Source organism: Marinobacter salinus (assembly GCF_001854125.1).
Lineage (GTDB): Bacteria > Pseudomonadota > Gammaproteobacteria > Pseudomonadales > Oleiphilaceae > Marinobacter > Marinobacter salinus.
On sequence record NZ_CP017715.1, the window covers coordinates 3,023,070 to 3,043,305 of the forward strand.

A 20,236-nucleotide genomic window follows, 5' to 3' on the forward strand; every position below is an offset into this window, starting at 1 on the left:
GACTCAGAACAGGTTGACCGGAACTTTGAGGTATACCTGGCCATTGTCTTCGGCGGGAGGCATATGCCCGGCCCGCATGTTGACCTGAACGGACGGAAGAATCAGCCGGGGCATATCGAGAGTGGCGTCTCGCTCGGTACGCATTTTGACGAATTCATCTTCGGAAACACCATCGTGAACGTGGATATTTGCCTTCCGCTGCTGCTCCACCGTCGTCATGTGAACGTACTCATCACGACCCGGCGCCTTATAGTCATGACACAGGAAAATCCGGGTCTCGGACGGCAGCGCCAGAACTTTCTGAATGGACTGATAGAGAATCCTGGCGTCCCCTCCGGGAAAATCGCAGCGCGCGGTCCCGAAATCAGGCATGAACAGGGTGTCGCCAACAAAGGCAGCGTCTCCGATCACATAGGTCAGGCAAGCTGGCGTGTGTCCGGGGGTATGCAGGACGCGCCCCTCCAGACTACCGATATGGAGGGTGTCACCTTCCCGGAACAACTGGTCAAACTGGCTACCATCGCGGGCGAACTCGGTACCGGCGTTGAAAGCTTTTCCAAAAATCTCCTGGACATCCCGGATATGGGCGCCAATACCGGTCTTGCCACCCAGTTTTTCATGCAGGTACGGGGCGGCCGACAGATGATCGGCGTGAACATGCGTCTCCAAAATCCATTCGACTTCCAGATCATGGCTGCGAATGTACTCGATGATCTCATCGGCTGAGCGCACATCGGTCTTGCCTGCCGCGTAGTCAAAGTCCAGCACGGAATCGAGAATGGCACAGGCTTGGCTGTCCGGATCCCGAACCACATAACTGAACGTATTGGTGGGCTCGTCGAAAAAATGCTGAACGATCGGTTTGCTCATGGCATTCACCTCTTTCGGGCTCGATCCTGAAATTTAATTCTAAGGATATACTAAATTAGAATATGAGGTGAAATGTTCTTTTTTTATATGCGCAGTATTCCTGATGCACCAACCGCACAGTCGCGCCCTGCCTGTTTGGCAAGATACATCCCGGGAATCCACAATTCCGGCACTGACTGTCACCGGCATGGAAGGAACACCCTCGTTACACGTGAGTGTAGCTCACAGCGCAGGACGCGGCGGATCGCGCCCAACGGTGGATCAGAGTTTTTCCAGCAGCCGTTTCGCCTGCTCACGCCGGCCCGTATCCGCCAGTTCCCGTCCCGGGCGAGAGGGGGCCTTCAGGACTTTCTCCAGATACACCCGGGCCCGCTGTGGCTGATCCTGTTCACGCAGAAAATCCCCGAAGAAGTAGTTCGGATCCATACCATCGGGATTAATAGCCAGCGCCTTCTGCAAGTATTTCTGGGCCTTATCATCGTCGCCAAAACCTAGCGGCCAGCCCGGCACCTGATAATAGAGACTTCCCAGGGAGGTATAGGCAGACCCTTCAAGGGCACCCGGATTGATTGTCATCGCTGCCTCAAGAGCTTTTCGAGCATCCTTGACCAACCCGAGCGCGCCAAGTCCACCCTTGGCTCCGGCGTATGTGCTCAGCACAATCCCCTGCCAGATCAGCGGTTCGGCATGATCCGGGTAGCGGGCAACAAACGCCTCGGCGTTTTTGGCCAGCACTTCGAACCCCTTTTCTTTCTGATCATCCGGAAACTGATACTGGATTTCCGCCCAGCGTTGCTGGATGGCGGCCAGCTCCTTATCGAGATCTCCCGCCCAAAGGGGCATGGCAATCAGACCCGCAAAGGCCAGTGCTATCCATTTCATGACGATACTCCCGAATTCAGAAAACGCCGTATGACCGGCAGTTGCTTCAACATGGCCTTGTCGACAATCCGCGGCAGGATGCCGTTGATGATCACGAACAGCTTCTCCGGCCATCCCAGGAAACGACGACGGTCGTTGTTCTCCATGGCCTTGAGAATCTCGCCTGCCACCCTTTCCGGGGGATCCATGCTGTTACCCAGTGCTCGGTTAAGTTCGTTGACGGCTTCCGGATTCATTGCAGTGGCCGTCGCCCGTGGAGCGACGTAAATGATCTGTACCGGGGTGTCCGCCAGCTCCCGGCGCAGGGCTTCGGAAAAACCCCGTAAACCGAATTTCGTGGCGCAGTATGCGGTATAACCGGGAAAACCTATGCTGCCAAACGTGGAACCGACAAACACCAGGGCGCCATAACCGGCCCTCTGAAAGCGCGGCGCAAAATGGCGACCAACCAGCATGGCGCTGCGCAGGTTCACGGTAATCTGGGCATCAATGGCGGATACCGATAACTTGTCGAGACTGGCAAACCGATTTTGCCCCGCGCAGTGAATGACACCGTCGATCTCCGGGTAAGCCTCGGTCAGGCGTTCCAGCTGCCCCTCAAGATCCGGCCCCGCGAGGTCCAGGTGAACCGCAGATGCGCCGCTTATATGGGCAAGGGTTTCCGGATGACGGGAGGCAACAATGACTTTGGCACCGGCCAGGATCAGTGGTTCCACCAGAGCTTTGCCAATACCGCCGGTGCCCCCCAACAGCAGGAAAACACGATCATGCAGCTTCATGTCGCTGCCCCTCACGACCCGTCCGAAGTGGAATGCTGTGAAGCATATCGCCGTATAGGCGGTATACCATCCGGGCTGAATCAATAATGTCCTGCTGGTCTTCCACGTCCGTAATGTCATCCATCAGGTTTCGGAAAAACTCAAAGTGCTCCTGGTCCAGCGCCCCGTGGGAATACAGGTAACTGAAGGCTTCATCGGGCAACTGCAACAGTTTCTGGATCTGTTCTCCCAGTGGCGTCGCCAGCTCGATTGAAGTGCCTTCAAGCACCTGTACCATGCCGAAGAATGCCATCGGATTGCAGCGGTTAATCTGGTCGTAAAGATAGGACACCATCAGTTCAATAGAGATGTCCGGGTTTCCGTGCCGCACCGCTTCCTTGTCGTAACCACAGGCTGCGATGTCGTTCAGGATCCACTCGTGATGGCCGTATTCTTCATCGATGTATTCAACCAGTGCTTTGCGTACAAATTCCATGCGCTCGGGGAGCCGACCGCCACAGGCCATCATCAGTGGCACAGTATGCTTGACGTGGTGGTAGGCCTGGGTCAGAAACCAGGTGTAACTCTCCAGATCAAAACGGCCCTCCTGAATGGCGCGAATAACCGGCGCCTTGGTTACATGTTCGCGGGCCTCCGCGGTTTCCTGCTGCAATCTGTCAAAAAACGCCATATGGGATGCTCCTGGCTTACTCGTGAGTGGTGGAGTAGTAAATAGGGGAAAGGCTTTTGCCAATAACGATGGCAAGTCCGATTGAATGTGTGACCGAACCGGCCGGCCATTGGCGGTCAAATAGCCTTCTGCCTGGTTCAGAGGCTGTCGGCGGATGTAGACCGCCTCCAGCCGTGCATAGTCCGGCAAGCGCTCGTTAAGCCGCATCAGATCAATGGTCAGTTCATCCGGCGACCGGCCATCAGTGACTGTGATCAGTGCACGGGGCCGAGGCTCACCGTCGCCAAAGACAACAGCCTGGGCGGCCCCTACTGCCTGAATCAGCTCGCTTTCCAGCCATTCCGGACTGACATTGCGCCCGAAACTGGTAATCAGAAGATTCTTGGACCGGCCATTCACGGACAAGAAACCGTCGGCGTCCAGCTCGCCCAGATCGCCCGTTCCGAGAGCCTCGTCACCCTGTGGTTCGTCACCGAGATAACCCAGGTGGGTGTTGCCCGAGACACGGATCTGCTGACCACCGTCAACCCCAACCCGGACATGGCCCAACGGCCGGCCAACGGTTCCCGGGCGGTCATCACCCGGAACATTGAGCGCCACCACAGAACCACACTCGGACAAACCATACCCCTCAAACAACGGCAGGCCCGCCGCACGACCACGGGCGAGAAGCTCCGGGGAAACCTTGCCACCGCCGACCGCAAGAAAGCGGAAAGGCGCCGGGTCCAGGCTACTGTTCTCGGCTGACGCGACCAGCAAGGCGGCCAGCTCCGGCACCAGAATGACCGAGTCCGGCGCTGACCGGTTCAGGCTGCCGATCAGCTTTGGCGCGTCCAGCCCACTGCTGCCGGACATTCCAAAATCTTTCAGAGGAGCCAGCTCAACCATTGCGCCCATGAGCAGGGGCAGGTACACACCGGCGATATTTTCCAGCAAGGTAGCCAGCGGCAAAATGCACAGATGGTGCCGAAGTTCGACGCCCTCCAGGCGTTGTTGCAGGGCCTGGGTGGTTGCCGCCATCTGTGAAGCAGACAGGCAAACCCCTTTGGGTGTACCGGTGCTTCCGGAGGTAAACGTGATCTTCGCCGTGCCTTCCGGCATCAGCGATGTCTCTGCCGTCACGGGCAGTGTGGCCAGCCAGACACCGTGCCCCAGATTTTCCCTGTGGGTATCCGGTTCAGCCCAGAGCAAGCCGTCGAGGCCGGCCCTGGCAATCAGGTGTTCGGTCTGGCTCTTCGAGAAAAAGACCGGGACCGGAACGCAAACCACATCGGCAATCATGCAGGCGAGGTCTGCAATAACCCAGGCAACCGTATTGTCACCGCAAAGCCCCGCGCGAACGACGCCGTGGCGCTTGAGGCTGGCAGCAACGCTAACAGCGGCCTCGTAAAGATCCTTGATGCTCATTGAGCCACCCGGGCTCTTCAGGGCGGGCGCATCCGGCTGAACCGCGACGCGAGCTGCCAACAATTCAGGCAGTGTGGCCATAACGACCTCCATTGACCAAGATATTGTCCGCTTCAGCCGTGACTGGGTGGGTGACTCTCAACAGTCCGATCGCCTGCAAGGCGGCGAGACTTGCAGCCACACTTATCGCCATCACCACCGGATGGTGATCGTAATAGCGCCCCCAGCCAGCGCCGCCATCTGGCAAACGGGCCGGATCTGCAGCTGACAGGGTATAAGTCTCGATACCCAGGCGCCGAAAGCTATTCTGTAACTGATCGGTGCCGGTACAGACCACCCACTGATAGCCCGCGTTGCTCAGCCAAACGGCAAGGCTCGCAAACAGGTAGCGACTGACGCCCGCCTCAACACCCGCCAGATGCGCAATCTCGGCGATGTGCTCACGCCCTGCTCCGGAAAGAGGTCTGTGGTGCTCAACCGGCGTTTCAAGATAATCCTCCAGGAACAGCGTCGCCCGGGAGGCGTCACGCATGCCAACAGCCGCAAGCAGTGACCCCTGCGCCGTGGTCAATGCCAACAGATCTGGAATTCTCAGGGCGGGCTCGGCGCCATAAGCCATAAAAAAACGGCGGCGAATAAAATCCCCCACAAGCTCAGCCACTGTGGTTTGCGACGCCACCTCGCATAACCAACGACCGGCACAGCGAATGACGGGAACCACCTCCTCTGAGTCCAGAGGACAGCAGGCGGACATCATCAGCGGGTCTGACATAGACACTCTCCCAAAAGCCAACACAGGACGCGGGGGCCAATGCCCTTTCAACGTGAATACCAGAATAGAGAGGTGGGCTTAAAGCAGGCTTAAGGAGAACCGCTCAAAACCTTAAGGCGACCTTAAGATTTCTGAGTTTTGGCGCTTAAGGCTCAGTTAAGAAAGCCTCTATACAGTGAGCCACCATTAGCCGAACTGCGGCGGTATTGAAATGTGAAAGGTCCAGACACAATGGCAGGCAGCCCCGGGCATTCTTCAAAAGCCAAAGAATCACGATTGCCGCGCTTCCTGATGTCAGGTGGTGCCGCAACAGCTTTGCACTGGCTGGTGATGGCCCTGTTGATCGGTCAGGATATCCAGCCGTCATTGGCAACGGCTGTGGGAGCCAGTGCCGGGCTGATTTTCAACTACCTCATGCAACATGCCTGGACCTTCCGCTCCGGACTCCTGCACAAGGTTGCCTTTCCCCGCTACCTGACCAGTTCCGCTTTTGGCTGGCTCCTGAACCTTGCCCTGTTCAGTGTCCTGGTGTCTCTGGGTGCTGCAACTGCAATAGCGCAGGTCTGTGCGACAGCCCTGGTGACTCTGGTTAATTTCCTGTTGTCCGAGAGGTTCGTGTTCCATGAAAGCCGGCTACGCTAGGTTCAAAAATCAACTTCTGAGCATTGTCATACCCGTGCATAACGAGGCAGCGGTCATCCCGATCCTATTGGACCGACTGGATACCGTGATTGCGACACTCGAAAGCCCGGTGGAACTGGTTTTTGTGGATGACGGCAGCACTGACAACAGCGTAGCGCTGCTGCTGGCGGGCCAGGATCACCTCGCCCGAATCCGGGTTCTCCGGTTGTCCCGGAACTTCGGCAAAGAAGCTGCCGTCTCGGCTGGGCTCAGGGAAGCCAGGGGAGATGCCGTCATTCTGATTGATGCCGACCTCCAGGACCCACCGGAATTGATCCCGAGGATGGTCACGGAATGGCAAAAAGGCGCAGATGTGGTGTTGATGAAACGCCGGAGCCGAGCCGGGGAGAGCTGGCTCAAACGACTGACAGCCTCCCTGTTCTACCGGCTGATCAATCACATCAGTGACTCCCCTATTCCGGTGGATACGGGTGACTTCCGGTTGATGAGCCGACGGACCATTGACGCCCTGAACAAGCTGCCAGAGCGCAATCGTTACCTCAAGGGTATGTTCGCCTGGGTTGGCATGCCTACGGTGACCCTGGAATTCGACCGGGATTCCCGCGCCGCAGGTAACACCAAGTGGAACTACTTCAAGCTCGTGCAGCTCGCCATGGAAGGGATTACCTCGTTTTCGACCAAACCGCTCAGAGTTGCCTTGCTACTGGGGCTGATGGCAGCCGGTGCGGGCGGGATGTTTGGTCTTTGGGAAGTGCTCAAGGTTCTGATATTTGGCGTGTCCACACCGGGCTATGCCTCAATGATCGCGGTGATCACCTTTCTCGCCGGTGTTCAGCTTCTCGGTATCGGTCTGTTGGGCGAGTATGTCGGGCGCATCTACATGGAAACCAAACAGAGGCCGATCTTCATACTCGCGGATGAACTCGAAACCGGATCATCCCGGAACCAATTCCCGAAACTCAAGGTAGCCGGTGATGACACGGCACGTTAAAACCCTGATATGGCTCCTGGGCATCGTCCTGCTCGCCCGGCTGGCGCTGTCGGCACTCATTCCATTCATGGATACTACCGAACCGCGCTACGCGGAGATTGCCCGTGTTATGGCCGAAACCGGGGACTGGATCACGCCCTGGTTTGATGTCGGTGTGCCGTTCTGGGGCAAGCCACCTCTGTCTTTCTGGGCACAGGCACTGTCATTCAAACTGTTCGGCATCAACGAACTGGCCGGGCGCTTCCCGTCCTGGCTGGCAAACCTTGGCGTTGTCGGCCTCGTTTACGCGACCGGCATGGCCATTCAATCAAATCGGGAGCGCAACGAAGCACACCGGAACGCACTCTGGGCCGCGTTGATTTATGCCACCACCGCACTGGGGTTTCTCAGTGCCGGAACGGTCATGACTGACTCCTTTCTCACCCTGGGAACCACGCTGACGCTCGCCAGCCTGATTATGAGGCTGAGCGGGCATTCCTCGGCCTGGGGCTGGGGCTTCTTCGCCGGGCTTGCCATTGGCCTGCTCGCCAAAGGTCCCCTGGCAATGGTTCTCACAGGCATTCCGGTATTCGTATGGGTTGTGTCTAGCCGCCAATGGCGAACCCTCTGGCATTGCCTGCCCTGGATCACCGGTACAGCGGCCATGCTGGCGATGGTGCTTCCCTGGTATGTGCTGGCCGAACTGAAAACCCCCGGATTCCTCGACTATTTTATTGTCGGTGAGCACATCAAGCGCTTTATCGTCAGCAATTGGCACGGTGATCTCTACGGCGATGCTCATGAGTTCACCCGGGGCACCATTTGGTTATACCTGCTACTGGCAAGCTTCCCCTGGGGTTTTGTCCTGATTGGCACCGCGATTCAGAAACGGTTCCGCAAACCGGCCGGACGACCTGAGGGCCGACTGCCTTCGGCCCTCAGGGTGCTGCTCATCGCAAGTGCCCTGACACCGGCTGTTTTCTTCAGCTTTTCGGGCAACATTTTATGGACCTATGTGCTGCCGGGACTTCCGTTCCTGGCACTGCTGGTCGCCCGGTATTGCCCGCTGCCGGAAAAAGGCGCATTACGAAATGCCGCCCTGGCCTCGACGCTGATGATTCCGGCTCTGGGTACCGTCGCAACCGTGTGGGTTCAGACTCATCCGGGGACTCTGAAAACAGAAAAGTACCTTATCGGTCGGCATGAATCACAATTCGGTACAGGCCTGTTCCCGGTCAGGTTTCTGGAGCACGCCCCTTTCTCGGCGCGCTTCTATAGCGAAGGCCGGGTGGAAGTGGTGAGCTGGGATGATATACAACCCATGGTGGCAGAGGGCGCGCCCGGGGCCGGGATGTATATCGCGGTCAACAAGAAAACCCACAGCGCCACTGAGGTTCTCAATAAACTCGCGGTGTCTGTGGACGAGGATCAGCGATACACGCTCTACCACATCCCGGGAACAACAGCCCAGGCTGACAGTATCCCACTGGACAAAAACAGTCCGGATGCCTGATGCCCTGTTGATCGCATCGGGCACTCCGATTACCTGTGCTATTGTTCTGACGGGCAGCCTGGCTGCCCGGTTTTCGTAACTAACCGGAAAAGAATCAATGCGAATTCTGCTTGTAGAAGACGACCACCTGCTGGCAAATACCATGCTCGACATGCTGCGAGACGATCAGAACACCGTCGACTGGCTGGATGACGGGCAACAGGCGCTGAACGCCCTGTCCGAGGAACACTTTGATCTGGTGATTCTCGACCTCACGCTGCCCCGGGTGGACGGTCTGGATGTACTCAAGGGCATCCGCAAGCAGGGAGTTTCTGCTCCGGTGATCATTCTTTCCGCCAGGGCCGACCTGGAAGACAAGCTGCAGGGCCTGGATGAAGGAGCGGATGACTACCTCACCAAGCCATTTGCCATGGCGGAACTAAAAGCCAGGATTCGCGTGGTCACTCGCCGGGGTTCCGCAGCACAACAGAAGGCAATCAGCGTAGGTCGACTCAGCCTGAGCTCGGACTCCGGCCAGTTGCAGGTAGACGGGGAACACTACATGCTGCCCCGCAGCGAATACCAGATTCTGCACTATCTGATGCGCCACCCGGACCAGGTCGCCACACGCCGCCGACTGGAAGAACAGCTTTATGGCTGGGAACAGGGCGTTGAGAGCAACGCGCTTGAGGTGCACATCCATCACCTTCGCCGCCGGGTAGGCAAGGCCACAATCCGAACCGTCAGAGGTGTCGGTTACATGCTGGACAGCCAGGCCGCCTTGGAAGGAGAAGATCTATGAGCCTGACCCGCACGCTCAGCGTGATGGTGGCTACGACAGTTCTGCTGATCACGCTGATTACCGCGAGCTGGGGTTATTACGTCAGCAATCACCAGCTGGAGGAACTGTTTGATGCCGAGCTGGCCCAGAGTACTCGTATCGTTCAGGGACTGGTTCAGCATCTATCCGATACCCAGTCACAGGATCAGCTTGCCACCATTCTGGAAAAAACCCTCCAGCTCCCGGACAGTGCTATGCACGAGACCGAAAACGACGAAATCCTGCCCGGGGGCGCGGGTCACAAGTACGAGAAAAAGATCGCGTTCGAGGTCTGGTCGCCGGATCGTGAACCGCTGCTGGATACCCTTCGAGCCGATGACACACTCGGACTTTATCCGGGGTATTCCTGGGCAGAGGTTACCGGGTTTCGCTGGCGCACCTTCACACTGAAGGACCCAACGACAGGTTTCTGGATCCGCACGGCACAGCGCGAGGATGTCCGTGACGAACTGAGCGAGGAGCTTGCCCTTGGCAATGTGCTACCCGTTTTCCTGGCGTTGCCATTGCTGGTGATTGCCGTGATCATTGCCGTTCAGGTGGGTTTTCGGCCTCTACGGCGGCTTGAAAGGCCCGTGAGGTACATGGCTCCGGAGCGCATTCACCCGCTCGATGAAAAACAGGCGCCCAAAGAAGTGGCGGGGCTGGTGAATGCGGTAAACGGGTTGTTGCGACGACTGAACCAGGCACTGGAGCGGGAACGCCGCTTCTCTGCCGACGCAGCCCACGAACTGCGAACGCCCCTGACCGCGCTGCGCCTCAACCTTGAAAAACTCAGCGATAAGCACCCTGAAGACTTCCGGGGACTGACGGCATCCGTCGACCGAATGGTACATCTGGTCGAGCAGATGCTGTTGCTCAGCCGGGTCGACTCCGGCACCGACTTCAAACCGGAGCCCCAGAACCTGTCGGCGCTGGTCGAGCAATGCATTGCCGACGTTGCGCCGCTGGCAATCCGAAAAGACATTGAGCCCGCACTGGAGGATGAGACCCGTAACGCTGTTGTAAGCTGTCACAGTGCCCTGATTTCAACCCTGATGCGCTCCTTGCTGGCCAACGCCATCCAGTACAGCCCTTCCGGCACCCAGATCACGACCAGAATCAGTGCTACTGACAACGGCTTCAGCATCCGGATTTGCGATCAGGGCCCCGGTATCCCCACCAATGACCGTGAGCGCGCCCTGAGCCGCTTCACTCGCCTGGATCAACGCCAGGGTGCGGGTGCCGGTCTGGGGCTGGCAATTGCACGCAGAATCGCAGAACTGCACAAGGGCAGCCTGACTTTGTCGGGCAGGGAAGATGGCCGATCCGGCCTGTGTGTAGAAGTCTGGTTACCGACAGACAATTCCGGGGCTGGACTCCCGGGCCAGGCCGGATACCTCAGTTCTCAATAGTGCACGAGAGAATCCGCGAGAGGTGGCTGTACGGTATGCCAGTCTCCCGGTGCCAGTTGTTAAACGCTTCCTGCGCCTGAAGCAGTGCTTTTTTGCTGCCCGGTGATGCATCGAGCAACTCCTCCCGGCGCAGCGCAGCAACAACGTCCTGAGACAGAATAAAGCCGTCCCAGCCAACGCGGCGCAGGAAATACTGGGCAGAGGCGCCACCGAGGCGGGCGCCATGACGTTTGAGCCACAGTAAAAGGCCTGCCTCATCATCGGACGGCCAATGCGCCAGGAAGGCACCGAAGCTTCCATGCTCCCGGGCAACATCCACAATCATTCGGGCGTTTTCGGGGACGGTACGAATTTTTTGCATGTTGCGCACGATGCGCTCGTCCCTGGCGAGATCTTCCAGCACCTCGGGTGGCACTTGCTGCCAATACAGCGGCACAAAGCCGTCAAAAGCCGCTTCAAAATCCGGCCACTTTCTCTCGATTACGCGCCATACGAAGCCAGCCTTGAAGATACAGCGGGTCATCTCGGAGAGGTAACGGTCATCGCCAAGAGCTTCCAGATCACCGGTTTTGGTCACTCGCGGTAACAAAGCCTGCAAGGCCGCCTCTCCACCCTTGAGGGTCAAAGCGCGCTCATAGATTTTGGAAAATGCCATAACACCTCTCTGGAAAAGGCCAACCTGCGTGCGTCATTACCTCGCAGGGACAAAGACCGGCGCGCCATCGGCTTCAACCGTCACCAGTTTCTGGCCATACAGCTGTTCGAGCGCTGCGGGAACCAGCATGGTCTCCGCTTTGCCCCAGCACGCCTGGCCATCTCCGAACATCAGTAGCAGATGATCGCACCAGCGGGCGGCAAGGTTGAGGTCGTGCAGACACATGAAAATGGCACGCCCTGCATGCGCCTGTTCAGCAAGGAGCTGCATCATCGCCACTTGGTGGTGGAGGTCCAGATGGTTGCTGGGCTCGTCCAGCAGCCAGATATCCGGAGCCTGAGTCATAAGAGTAGCTATCGCCACACGCTGGCGCTCGCCCCCGGACAGGGTGTGTACCAGCCGGTCACGCAAATGGATCACATCGAGGGCTTCAAGAGCCTGCTCGGCAATGACCACATCTTCACGGCTTTCCATCTGCCAGGGTGATAACCAGGGGTGACGGCCGACCATGGCCGTCTCCAGCACGGTCGCCGGAAAACCATCCTGCCGATCCTGGAACACCAGCCCCAGATGGCGGGCAACCATCCTTCGCCTCATCGTGGCCACCGGTTCACCATCCAGCAGCAGTCTGCCACCCCGAGGTTCCCGAAGACCGGCCAGGGTATGCGCCAGCGTCGTCTTGCCAACGCCGTTAGGCCCCAGGACACCCCATACCTGGCCAGGCTGAATGCTCAGATTCAGCGGCACTCCGGATTCCCGGCCAGGGATGTCGATAATGAGGTTGTCCGTCGCCAGTACTGCCATCATCGGCTCCGGTACAACAGGTAAAGGAATGTGGGTACGCCAATCAATGCCGTGATCACACCAACCGGCAACTGTTCCGGCGCAATCACGACCCGCGCCAGGGCATCCGCCAGCACCAGGAGTGTGCCTCCAGCCAGGGCGCACGCCGGCAGAATCAGCCTTTGATCATTGCCCAGCACCAGCCTCAACATATGTGGCACCACCAGCCCGACAAAGCCGACACTGCCAGCCATGGTCACTGCCGTCGCTGTCAGCAGACTCGCCAGCAGGTAAATCAGCCACTCCACAGGTCGCACGGATACCCCCAGCGCCGCCGCCTGCATGGGGCCACGAGCCAGCACATTCAGCGTCCGGCCCAGTGGGAGGACCAGGATGCAGGCGAACACGAGTATCACCAGGGCCGGCCAGGGCGAACCGGCGTGGGACAGGTCACCCATCAGCCAATACAGCATCCCGGGCAGGCGACTGGCAGGGGTCATCGCCAGAATCAGGGTAATCAATGCGCCCCAGCCCGAGGCAACCACCACGCCCGTCAGCAACAGGCGGGACGGCGTCCAGCTGCCACTGCCGTGGGCCAGGCCGAAGACCAGCGAGGTCGCCAGCATGGCGCCGGCAAAAGCGGACCCCGACACGAGGAAACCAGCCATGCCGGCAAGCATGGCAAGCAAGGCTCCTACCGCGGCACCGCCGGAGATACCAAGCACATAGGGGTCTGCGAGGGGGTTCCGCAGAAGCACCTGCATGAGAGCCCCCGCCACTGCCAGCAGGCCACCGGTGGCAAAGGCACTGAGAGTCCGCGGCAAGCGTAAATCAAGAATCAGTGTTTGCTGCAACTCGGTGCCGCCACCCACCAGAACCGCCAGTATATCCTCCAGGGCAACCGGGCTGGTGCCGATGGTGACGGAAACCACCATCGCCACCAGCCCGGTCACGGCCAGCAGGGAAAGGGGGCGCAGCAAACTATAATTGATCACGGGCCTGCTCCAGCGTCTGGCACAGGTGGCGGGCACCTTCAAGCATTCGAAAGGTCGGCCGCTGAAGCAACGAGGGGGGCTCCAGGAACAGATTATTCCTGGCCACGGCCGTCAGGTCCGGAAATTGCCGCCAGCGCTCAAGCCATTGCCGGTCCCTGGGGCCACGGCCGGCGGTGACAATCACCTCAGGATTGGCAGCGATCACGGCTTCGGCACTGATTCTCGGCACCAGCCGGGGCAAGTCCGCGAATACGTTAACGCCACCACACAGCGTAATCGCCTTGCTGATCAGCTCGTCCCGGTTGACGGTCATCAACGGCTGGTCCCAGACCTGATAGAACACTTTTACCCGGCGTGCACCGGCAAACTGTTCTCCCAGGTCTGTCATCCCCTGAAGAAAAGCTTTCGCACGTTGAGTGCCGAGGGCTGGCTGGCCCGCCAGCAGGGCGAGGTTTTCCACCGCGCTGGCGATATCCCCGAAGCTCCGGGGAGAGAGCCAGAACACGTTTATGCCAAGATCAGACAAGGTCTCAAGCTGAGACCGGGAGTTGCCATCCACCCAGGCCACCACGAGATCCGGTGCCAGTGCCACAATGGCCTCGAGGTCCAGCCGGTTACTGTCGCCCACCTGGGGGAGTTCCCTCGCGTCTTCCGGGAAATCACTCCAGGCGCTGACCGCCAGCAACCGGTCGCCGGCACCGGCGGAGAACAGCAGTTCCGTGGCGCCGGGAGAAAGCGAGATTATGCGCTTGGCCGGTTCCGACAGACACACCTTGCGGGCCAGCGTATCCAGGGCACAACGTTGATCCGCCAGGGCCAATCCTGGCAGCATCAGGCACAGTGCAATCAGATAGCTGGCTGGTCCGCGTACGCTCATGGGGTTACAGAACCTGTCCCTCAAGTAAGACTACTGTGCGAAATCATAGCGTACCGACGCCATAAACGTGCGCCCGGCCGCCAGGTAGTCAAATGGCTGGTACGTCGCGCTGTCATAACCGAGGCTGGTGGCGTAGCGGCGATCAAGAACATTATCCACTTTCAGGCTGGCAGACCACCCCTGATAGAACTGCCACATCGCCCGGACATCCAGAGTGCCATAGCCTGCCAGGAGGCTGGTGTTGGCGGCATCGTTATAGCGGTCGTTTTCCGCTATCAGGCTTGCGCCGACGGACCAACGGTCAAACAGTCGATCCACATCCAGGCGAACATTCTTCTCGGCACGACGAGGCAGCCGCGCTCCGGTATCCCGGTTTTCGGTATCCGCGTAGGTCACCGCAGCAGTCACATTCCAGTCAACCGTCTCGAAACCGGAGGCAAGCTCGACACCCCGGATGCGGGCCGTTTCCACATTCTCCATGGTGCCATTGTATGTGACCGGGTCAGACACATAAGTGATCAGATCCTTGATGTCATTCTGATAAATGGCCACATCCCAGAACCAGCTGTTGTAGCGACCGGAGAAACCGGCCTCCACCATCTGGCCTTCCTCCGGATCCAGATCCGGATTGCCTGAATAGTAAGGAACAACCAGATACAGGTCATTGAAGGTGGGCGCCCGGAACGAAGTTGCATAGCTCAGGCGCATACGGTGCGACCGGTCAAACTGGTGACCGAGCGCGATGCCCCCGGTTTCTTCCTTGCCATAAGCTTCGTTGTCGTCCAGGCGCAGACTCAGCATCAAATCGGTAGCGTTAAAGTTGAAACGCGCCTGGCCAAAAACCGCAGTGTTGGTCCGGCTGTCTTCCGCAAACTGGTCGCTGCCGTCCACTTCATCCAGCATCACCTCGGAGCCGATCACAAACTCGTGAACGCCCGCCGTCAGGGTATTCTCCCACCGCGCAGATCGTGAGAGCGTATCGTAAACACTTGGGTAGGCACCGAACGTGTCCTGCTCGTCACGGGACTCAGAGAACTGAATACGGGTGCGCCAGTAATCGCTGGCCACCGCGTCCAGGTGAAACCCCGCAGCGCGGATCAGGAAATCGGTATCACCCCCTTCAAACTCGGTGTTGCCATCGGACTGAAACAGAGTCAGACCGACACCGCCGCCCTGATCGAAGCGATGGCTGACCTTGGCAAGGCCTCCGGTATTACGGAAGCCCTTGTCTTCACCACCCTCTCGAAGACTGGTGCCATCGGAGTCGGAATAGACACCTCCAGCCAACAATGCCGTTCGACCTTCTTTACCTGCCACTCCTGCCGAGGTCTCAAGTGTGTTGTTGGAGTCGCCGGACAGTTCGACCCAGGCCTGGCGGCCTTGCTCAGGTTCAAGGGTAAAAGCCTGAATAACACCACCTACCGCGTCCGCCCCGTACAGGGAGCTCTTGGCACCCCGCACCAACTCAACCTTGCCCATCAGTTCAGGTGGCAGAAACTGCCAGGGAGGAATACCTGCAGTAGCCGAACGTAAGCGAATACCATCAAGCAAGAGTACGGTGCCAGAGCTTCCGGCACCGCGGAGGAAAACGCTGGTGGTTTTACCGTAGCTGCCATCGGAGACAACATTCACACCGGGCTGGGCCTGAAGCAGGTCCCGGAACTCCGAGGGTTGCTGACGCTGGATATCGTCCCGGTCAATCACGGTAACCGAAGAAAGGCTCTCACCCACCGTTTCGGGACCAAGCGTCGCGGTCACCACAATCGGGTCAAGTCCATCGGTTTCGGTCCCGGGCTGGGCCGAAACCGCCAGAGACAGGGAAGCCAAGGCCAAACCGGCCGATACAGCAGGAAAGAATAATCTGGATGTCATGTTGCACTGCTCCGCACACCGCGCGCACCCGCACGAGGATTATGGTTTTGGTTGCGGTACAGGCAGGAAGGGCAGGCGGTAAACGGGCTTCGGGGAAAGCGAACCAGAATGTCGCCCACCCAAGAAGCCCACCGCAACTTCGGGTGTTTTTCCAGGCCGGTCTCCGGGCTTGCAGGCGGAACATATGGTTCCCGGACAATCACCTTCCCATGCCATAAGCACAGTGGCGCGTCAGATTGCCGTTATCCTGCTTACCGTTGCGGGGGCAGCATCGGAATTGCGCTGGCGGGCAGCCAGACTCACCGATTTCCCGTTTCACCCGTCGCGCTGTGCGACGGACACCTGAAAAAAGTGGGGCAAGGCTAGCAACACAGTGGAAAGTGGTCAATGAAATCTATCAAGTTGGTGGCATGGTGCCTGCCAACCCCCACTGCTATATTCGTTCACTGACAATTACTTTCCGCCAGCAAGAAGGATATTTATGCAGGCCGAGCTTATCGACATCCGCAACCACATGGCCCAGTACCCGCCATTTGACGAGATGCCGGAAGAGCTGCTCGAACGGGCAGTCGGGAACATTGAGGTGGAGTATTTCCGTGCCGGCTCACCGATCCTTTCTTTCGGTGAGAAAAACGACTGGCTGTATTACATCCGCAGCGGCGCCGCAGAGATCTTCCGGCGCTCCGGTGAACTGTATAGTCGGGTCAGCGAGGGTGAGATTTTTGGTCAGTTTGGCCTGCTGACGAACAAAAAGGTTCGCTTCCCCGCGAAAGCGCTGGAGGATACGCTTATCTACCGGATTCCGGACGAAATCTTCCAGGTTTTGTTCGAAAACGACGAAAATTTCGCTGATTTTGTCGAAACCGAAGACCGGACACGACTTCGCTCGGCCGTCTCGCGAAGAGAAAAATCCAATGAATTGATGACTTCCCGGGTATCCCGTCTGATTGCCCGCGCACCGGTTTCTGCACCCTGCACCGTGCGCCTGCAGGAAGCGGCCCGCACCATGACCGAACAGGGCGTATCCGCACTCTTATTAATGGATAACGATGGCGACAGACCTCTGCTCAAGGGGATTATTACCGATCGGGATCTGCGCACCCGCGCAGTTACAGAGGCGCTTCCCTCGGAGACACCCATCAGCGAAATCATGTCCGAGGGGCCAATCACCATACGGGACACGGCCTTCATCTTCGAAGCCATGCTTACCATGCTGCACAATAACGTGCACCACCTGCCAGTCATGGACCGGGATGAAGTCCGCGGCGTGATCGCGCTTTCGGACATCGTCAAGTATGAAAGCCAAAGCAGCTTGTATCTGGTGAGCAACATTTACCACCAGAAGACAGTGAAGGGCCTGAAGAAGGTCAGCAAGGATGTTCGGGACAGCTTCGTGCGGATGGTGAACGAGGACGCCAACTCCCACATGATTGGCAGTGCCATGGCCGGAATCGGACGAAGCTTTACCCAGCGGCTTCTGGAGCTGGGCGAGGAAAAACTAGGCCCTCCGCCCGTTCCCTACTGCTTTATGGCACTGGGCTCCATGGCAAGAGACGAACAGTTGGTGGTGACCGACCAGGACAACGCCATGATCCTGGATGACAGCTTTGTACCTGAGGAACACGACGCCTACTTCCTGGCGCTCGCCCAGTTTGTCAGTGATGGCCTGGCCGAATGCGGATACAGTTACTGCACCGGCGACATCATGGCCACCAACCCGAAATGGCGGCAGCCGTTGCAGGTATGGAAAGCCTACTTTACCGACTGGATCGAGAATCCGAAGGCTCAGGCGCTGCTTAACAGCAACATTTTCTTTGATCTGGACGGCATCTACGGAAAGACCGGCTTTGCAGAAGAGCTCAAAACCCTGATTGCCGACAGGGCCAGTAACAGCCAGCGCTTCCTCACCATGCTGGCGCGCAACGCTCTTAACCGCACGCCTCCCATCGGCTTTTTCCGAAACTTTGTTCTCGAGGAAGATGGCCAGCACCGCAAGAGTTTCAATCTCAAGCGCCGGGGCACCGCGCCGCTGTCCGACCTGATTCGGATCCACGCCCTGGCCTGCGGCTCCCGGGCTCAGAACTCCTTTGAGCGCTTGAGAGCCATCGGCAAAACCAAACTGATTCTCGAGGACGATCTGGGCAACCTCCGGGACGCCCTGGAGTTCATTGCCATTGTTCGTATCCGCCACCAGGCATTGGCAATTGAGGAAGGTCGGGAGCCGGACAACAATGTTCGACCGGAGCATCTCTCACCCTTTGAGCGCAGCCACCTCAAAGACGCTTTCCAGGTGGTGAGTAATGCACAAAAGTTCCTGAGATTCCGCTACAACGCCGGGGTGGGTCGTAATGTCCAGTAACACGACATCCACCAAAACTCCCCCGCAACAGGGGCCCTGGCCGGAGCAGTATCAGGCGCTGGCGCAAGAGAGTAAAAACCCGATTCTCAAGGCGTTCTATCAAGCCGGGTGCGTGCCACCGGATACCCCGCTATCGGATGTACCGATGGTCGCCATGGACTTTGAAACCACCGGGCTGGATCCGAACCAGCATTCCATTGTCAGTATCGGCCTGGTGCCTTTTACCCTGAACGCGATCCACCTGGGCGCCGCCAGACATTGGGTAGTGCGGCCAAAGCTGACACTGCATCAAACCTCGGTCGAGATTCACGGCATAACACATTCCGATATCGACAAGGCACCTGATCTCCAGGACATTCTTGATGAGGTGTTTGAGCTTCTGAATGGTCGCATTCCGGTGGTGCACTACCGGAACATCGAACGGGGCTTTTTTGATGTCGCTCTGAAGTGGCGCTTCGGAGAAGGTATCCGGTTTCCGGTCCTGGATACAATGGCCATCGAGTCCCACCTGCACCCGGACCGGAATCCCTCCCGCTGGCAACGGTTCATCGGGAGACGGCCAGTGTCAATCAGGCTTGCGGACAGCAGACTCAGGTATAACCTGCCCCACTACGCCGCCCACAATGCCCTGATCGACGCCATTGCCACTGCGGAACTGCTCCAGGCCCAAATTCGCCATCACTTCAGCCCAGACACGCCAATCGGTGACCTCTGGCTCTAAAGCCCCTTGCCGGTCACGGCGTCGATGTAGTCGCCGTAGCCTTGGGCTTCCATGTCTTCAAGCGGGATGAACTTCAGTGCGGCGGAGTTCATGCAATACCGCAGGCCGGTCGGTGCCGGACCATCATTGAATACATGGCCAAGGTGGGAGTCGGCATAACGGCTTCGAATCTCGGTGCGACTCATGAAGAAGCCATTATCCTCCCGCTCCACCACGGCTTCCGGTTCAATTGGCCGGGTAAAGCTGGGCCAGCCGGTGCCTGACTTGTATTTATCCCGTGAGGAGAACAACGGCTCGCCAGACACGATGTCCACATACAGTCCGGCCTCCTTGTTGTCCCAATAGCGATTGTTGAATGCCGGCTCGGTACCGTCTTCCTGGGTTACCTCATACTGCATGTCCGTCAGCCGTTCTTTCAGGACCCGCGGATCGGGTTTCACAAAACCTTCCGGGTCGAACCCTGCCTTCATTTGGCCCGCCCCCATCTCAGGCTCGCCGCTGGTCATCGCTGCGGGCTTGAAACGGGAGAAATCCAGCTCGTAATCCTCACCATAGACCTTCTCGATAAACTGATAGCGGCCTGAGTTGAAGGTATAGAAGTTGTAACGAAGCGGATTCTTCTTGTAGTAGTCCTGGTGGTACTCCTCCGCCGGGTAAAATGTCTTCAGCGGCACAATCTCGATCACCACTGGCTTATCATAAATACCAGAGGCCTGCAGTTTCTGTTTCGCAGCTTCAGCGAGCCGCTGCTGCTCGGGGTTGTGATAGAAAATCGCCGGGCGGTACTGCTTGCCCCGGTCAACAAACTGGCCATTGGCATCGGTCGGGTCCATGATCCGCCATAGTCCCTGTAACAAGCCTTCATAGGTTATTTTTTCCGGATCGTAATACACCTGTACCGCCTCGGTGTGACCGGTACGACCGGAAGATACCTGCTTATAGGTTGGGCTGGCCTCGTCACCGCCGGCGTAACCGGAAACTGCCTCCACCACGCCCGGGATTTTTTCGTATCCGGCTTCAACACACCAGAAGCAGCCTCCGGCAAAGGTCGCGACCGCCAGTTCCGGATTGTCCGGTGCGAACTGTGTGTTTTTCCCCTGGTCTTTATCCGCGGTGGCATAGGCCGCATAAAATACAGCAGTGGCGGCCAGCGCCAATACTGCGATTATAGCCATGATCTTGCGTTTCATAAGAGAGCTCCTGTGAATGATTCCATGCTATGAGGGTATCGTCATGGGTTCACGAAAACGTCTGGGAA

Annotated in this window: 18 protein-coding genes and 1 riboswitch; of the genes, 7 read left to right on the top strand and 11 right to left on the bottom strand. The window is 58.2% G+C overall.

Annotated features, from left to right (window positions below; genetic code table 11):
* Window positions 1–3: 3 nt before the first annotated feature.
* The 5 genes from BKP64_RS14095 to BKP64_RS14115 all read right to left on the bottom strand — a co-directional run bounded on the left by BKP64_RS14095 (window position 4) and on the right by BKP64_RS14115 (window position 5,380).
* Window positions 4–870 carry an MBL fold metallo-hydrolase gene (locus BKP64_RS14095; protein WP_070971367.1) on the bottom strand — a complete coding sequence of 289 codons (867 nt, stop codon included), beginning with the start codon at window positions 868–870 and terminating at the stop codon, window positions 4–6.
* Between the two features lie 261 nt (window positions 871–1,131).
* The gene (locus tag BKP64_RS14100; protein WP_070971370.1) at window positions 1,132–1,752 is read right to left on the bottom strand and encodes a tetratricopeptide repeat protein; all 621 of its coding nucleotides are present in this window, start codon (window positions 1,750–1,752) and stop codon (window positions 1,132–1,134) included.
* Window positions 1,749–2,531 (bottom strand): SDR family oxidoreductase, encoded by a 783-nt coding sequence (locus tag BKP64_RS14105; RefSeq protein WP_070971373.1) that lies wholly within the window; start codon window positions 2,529–2,531, stop codon window positions 1,749–1,751. Before BKP64_RS14105 ends, BKP64_RS14100 begins: the two co-directional genes overlap by 4 nt.
* Window positions 2,518–4,689 carry an AMP-binding protein gene (locus tag BKP64_RS14110; RefSeq protein ID WP_070971376.1) on the bottom strand — a complete coding sequence of 724 codons (2,172 nt, stop codon included), beginning with the start codon at window positions 4,687–4,689 and terminating at the stop codon, window positions 2,518–2,520. The genes BKP64_RS14105 and BKP64_RS14110 overlap by 14 nt, the downstream gene beginning before the upstream one ends.
* Window positions 4,673–5,380: a thermostable hemolysin gene (locus BKP64_RS14115; protein WP_070971379.1), complete on the bottom strand. Its 708-nt coding sequence runs from the start codon at window positions 5,378–5,380 to the stop codon at window positions 4,673–4,675. The genes BKP64_RS14110 and BKP64_RS14115 overlap by 17 nt, the downstream gene beginning before the upstream one ends.
* A 231-nt stretch (window positions 5,381–5,611) precedes the next feature.
* On the opposite strand from BKP64_RS14115, the gene BKP64_RS14120 reads away from it, so the two are divergent.
* The 5 genes from BKP64_RS14120 to BKP64_RS14140 all read left to right on the top strand — a co-directional run bounded on the left by BKP64_RS14120 (window position 5,612) and on the right by BKP64_RS14140 (window position 10,716).
* Window positions 5,612–6,022 carry a GtrA family protein gene (locus BKP64_RS14120; protein WP_070971383.1) on the top strand — a complete coding sequence of 137 codons (411 nt, stop codon included), beginning with the start codon at window positions 5,612–5,614 and terminating at the stop codon, window positions 6,020–6,022.
* Entirely contained in the window at window positions 6,003–7,013 is a 1,011-nt protein-coding gene (locus tag BKP64_RS19235; RefSeq protein WP_070971386.1) for a glycosyltransferase family 2 protein, read from the top strand. Before BKP64_RS14120 ends, BKP64_RS19235 begins: the two co-directional genes overlap by 20 nt.
* A complete protein-coding gene (locus BKP64_RS19240) occupies window positions 6,997–8,505 on the top strand; it encodes an ArnT family glycosyltransferase (RefSeq protein WP_070971389.1) in 1,509 nt (502 codons plus the stop codon). Before BKP64_RS19235 ends, BKP64_RS19240 begins: the two co-directional genes overlap by 17 nt.
* 97 nt (window positions 8,506–8,602) lie before the next feature.
* Window positions 8,603–9,286: a response regulator gene (locus BKP64_RS14135; protein ID WP_070971392.1), complete on the top strand. Its 684-nt coding sequence runs from the start codon at window positions 8,603–8,605 to the stop codon at window positions 9,284–9,286.
* A complete protein-coding gene (locus BKP64_RS14140; RefSeq protein WP_070971395.1) occupies window positions 9,283–10,716 on the top strand; it encodes an ATP-binding protein in 1,434 nt (477 codons plus the stop codon). The genes BKP64_RS14135 and BKP64_RS14140 overlap by 4 nt, the downstream gene beginning before the upstream one ends.
* Here BKP64_RS14140 and BKP64_RS14145 read toward each other — a convergent pair.
* From BKP64_RS14145 to BKP64_RS14165, 5 genes are read right to left on the bottom strand one after another with little or no spacing between them, the layout of a single operon-like run.
* Window positions 10,703–11,371: a DNA-3-methyladenine glycosylase I gene (locus tag BKP64_RS14145; protein ID WP_070971398.1), complete on the bottom strand. Its 669-nt coding sequence runs from the start codon at window positions 11,369–11,371 to the stop codon at window positions 10,703–10,705. The two genes, BKP64_RS14140 and BKP64_RS14145, sit on opposite strands and share 14 nt — an antisense overlap.
* A 36-nt stretch (window positions 11,372–11,407) precedes the next feature.
* Window positions 11,408–12,175 carry an ABC transporter ATP-binding protein gene (locus BKP64_RS14150; RefSeq protein WP_070971401.1) on the bottom strand — a complete coding sequence of 256 codons (768 nt, stop codon included), beginning with the start codon at window positions 12,173–12,175 and terminating at the stop codon, window positions 11,408–11,410.
* Window positions 12,175–13,089: a FecCD family ABC transporter permease gene (locus tag BKP64_RS14155; RefSeq protein ID WP_335628342.1), complete on the bottom strand. Its 915-nt coding sequence runs from the start codon at window positions 13,087–13,089 to the stop codon at window positions 12,175–12,177. The genes BKP64_RS14150 and BKP64_RS14155 overlap by 1 nt, the downstream gene beginning before the upstream one ends.
* Before the next feature lie 46 nt (window positions 13,090–13,135).
* The gene (locus BKP64_RS14160) at window positions 13,136–14,026 is read right to left on the bottom strand and encodes a cobalamin-binding protein (RefSeq protein WP_070971406.1); all 891 of its coding nucleotides are present in this window, start codon (window positions 14,024–14,026) and stop codon (window positions 13,136–13,138) included.
* Window positions 14,027–14,056: 30 nt separating this feature from the next.
* Window positions 14,057–15,898, bottom strand: a complete 1,842-nt coding sequence (locus BKP64_RS14165; RefSeq protein ID WP_070971409.1) for a TonB-dependent receptor plug domain-containing protein — start codon at window positions 15,896–15,898, stop codon at window positions 14,057–14,059.
* A 137-nt stretch (window positions 15,899–16,035) separates the two neighbouring features.
* A riboswitch (cobalamin riboswitch) is annotated at window positions 16,036–16,259 on the bottom strand.
* A 120-nt stretch (window positions 16,260–16,379) separates the two neighbouring features.
* On the opposite strand from BKP64_RS14165, the gene BKP64_RS14170 reads away from it, so the two are divergent.
* Together BKP64_RS14170 and BKP64_RS14175 are read left to right on the top strand one after the other, a co-directional pair.
* Window positions 16,380–18,257, top strand: a complete 1,878-nt coding sequence (locus BKP64_RS14170) for a putative nucleotidyltransferase substrate binding domain-containing protein (protein WP_070971412.1) — start codon at window positions 16,380–16,382, stop codon at window positions 18,255–18,257.
* The gene (locus BKP64_RS14175) at window positions 18,247–18,978 is read left to right on the top strand and encodes a 3'-5' exonuclease (protein WP_070971415.1); all 732 of its coding nucleotides are present in this window, start codon (window positions 18,247–18,249) and stop codon (window positions 18,976–18,978) included. Before BKP64_RS14170 ends, BKP64_RS14175 begins: the two co-directional genes overlap by 11 nt.
* On the opposite strand, the gene msrB is transcribed toward BKP64_RS14175, so the two are convergent.
* On the bottom strand, window positions 18,975–20,168 hold the full coding sequence (gene msrB, locus BKP64_RS14180; RefSeq protein ID WP_070971418.1) for a peptide-methionine (R)-S-oxide reductase MsrB: 1,194 nt from the start codon (window positions 20,166–20,168) through the stop codon (window positions 18,975–18,977). The two genes, BKP64_RS14175 and msrB, sit on opposite strands and share 4 nt — an antisense overlap.
* Window positions 20,169–20,236 lie beyond the last annotated feature (68 nt).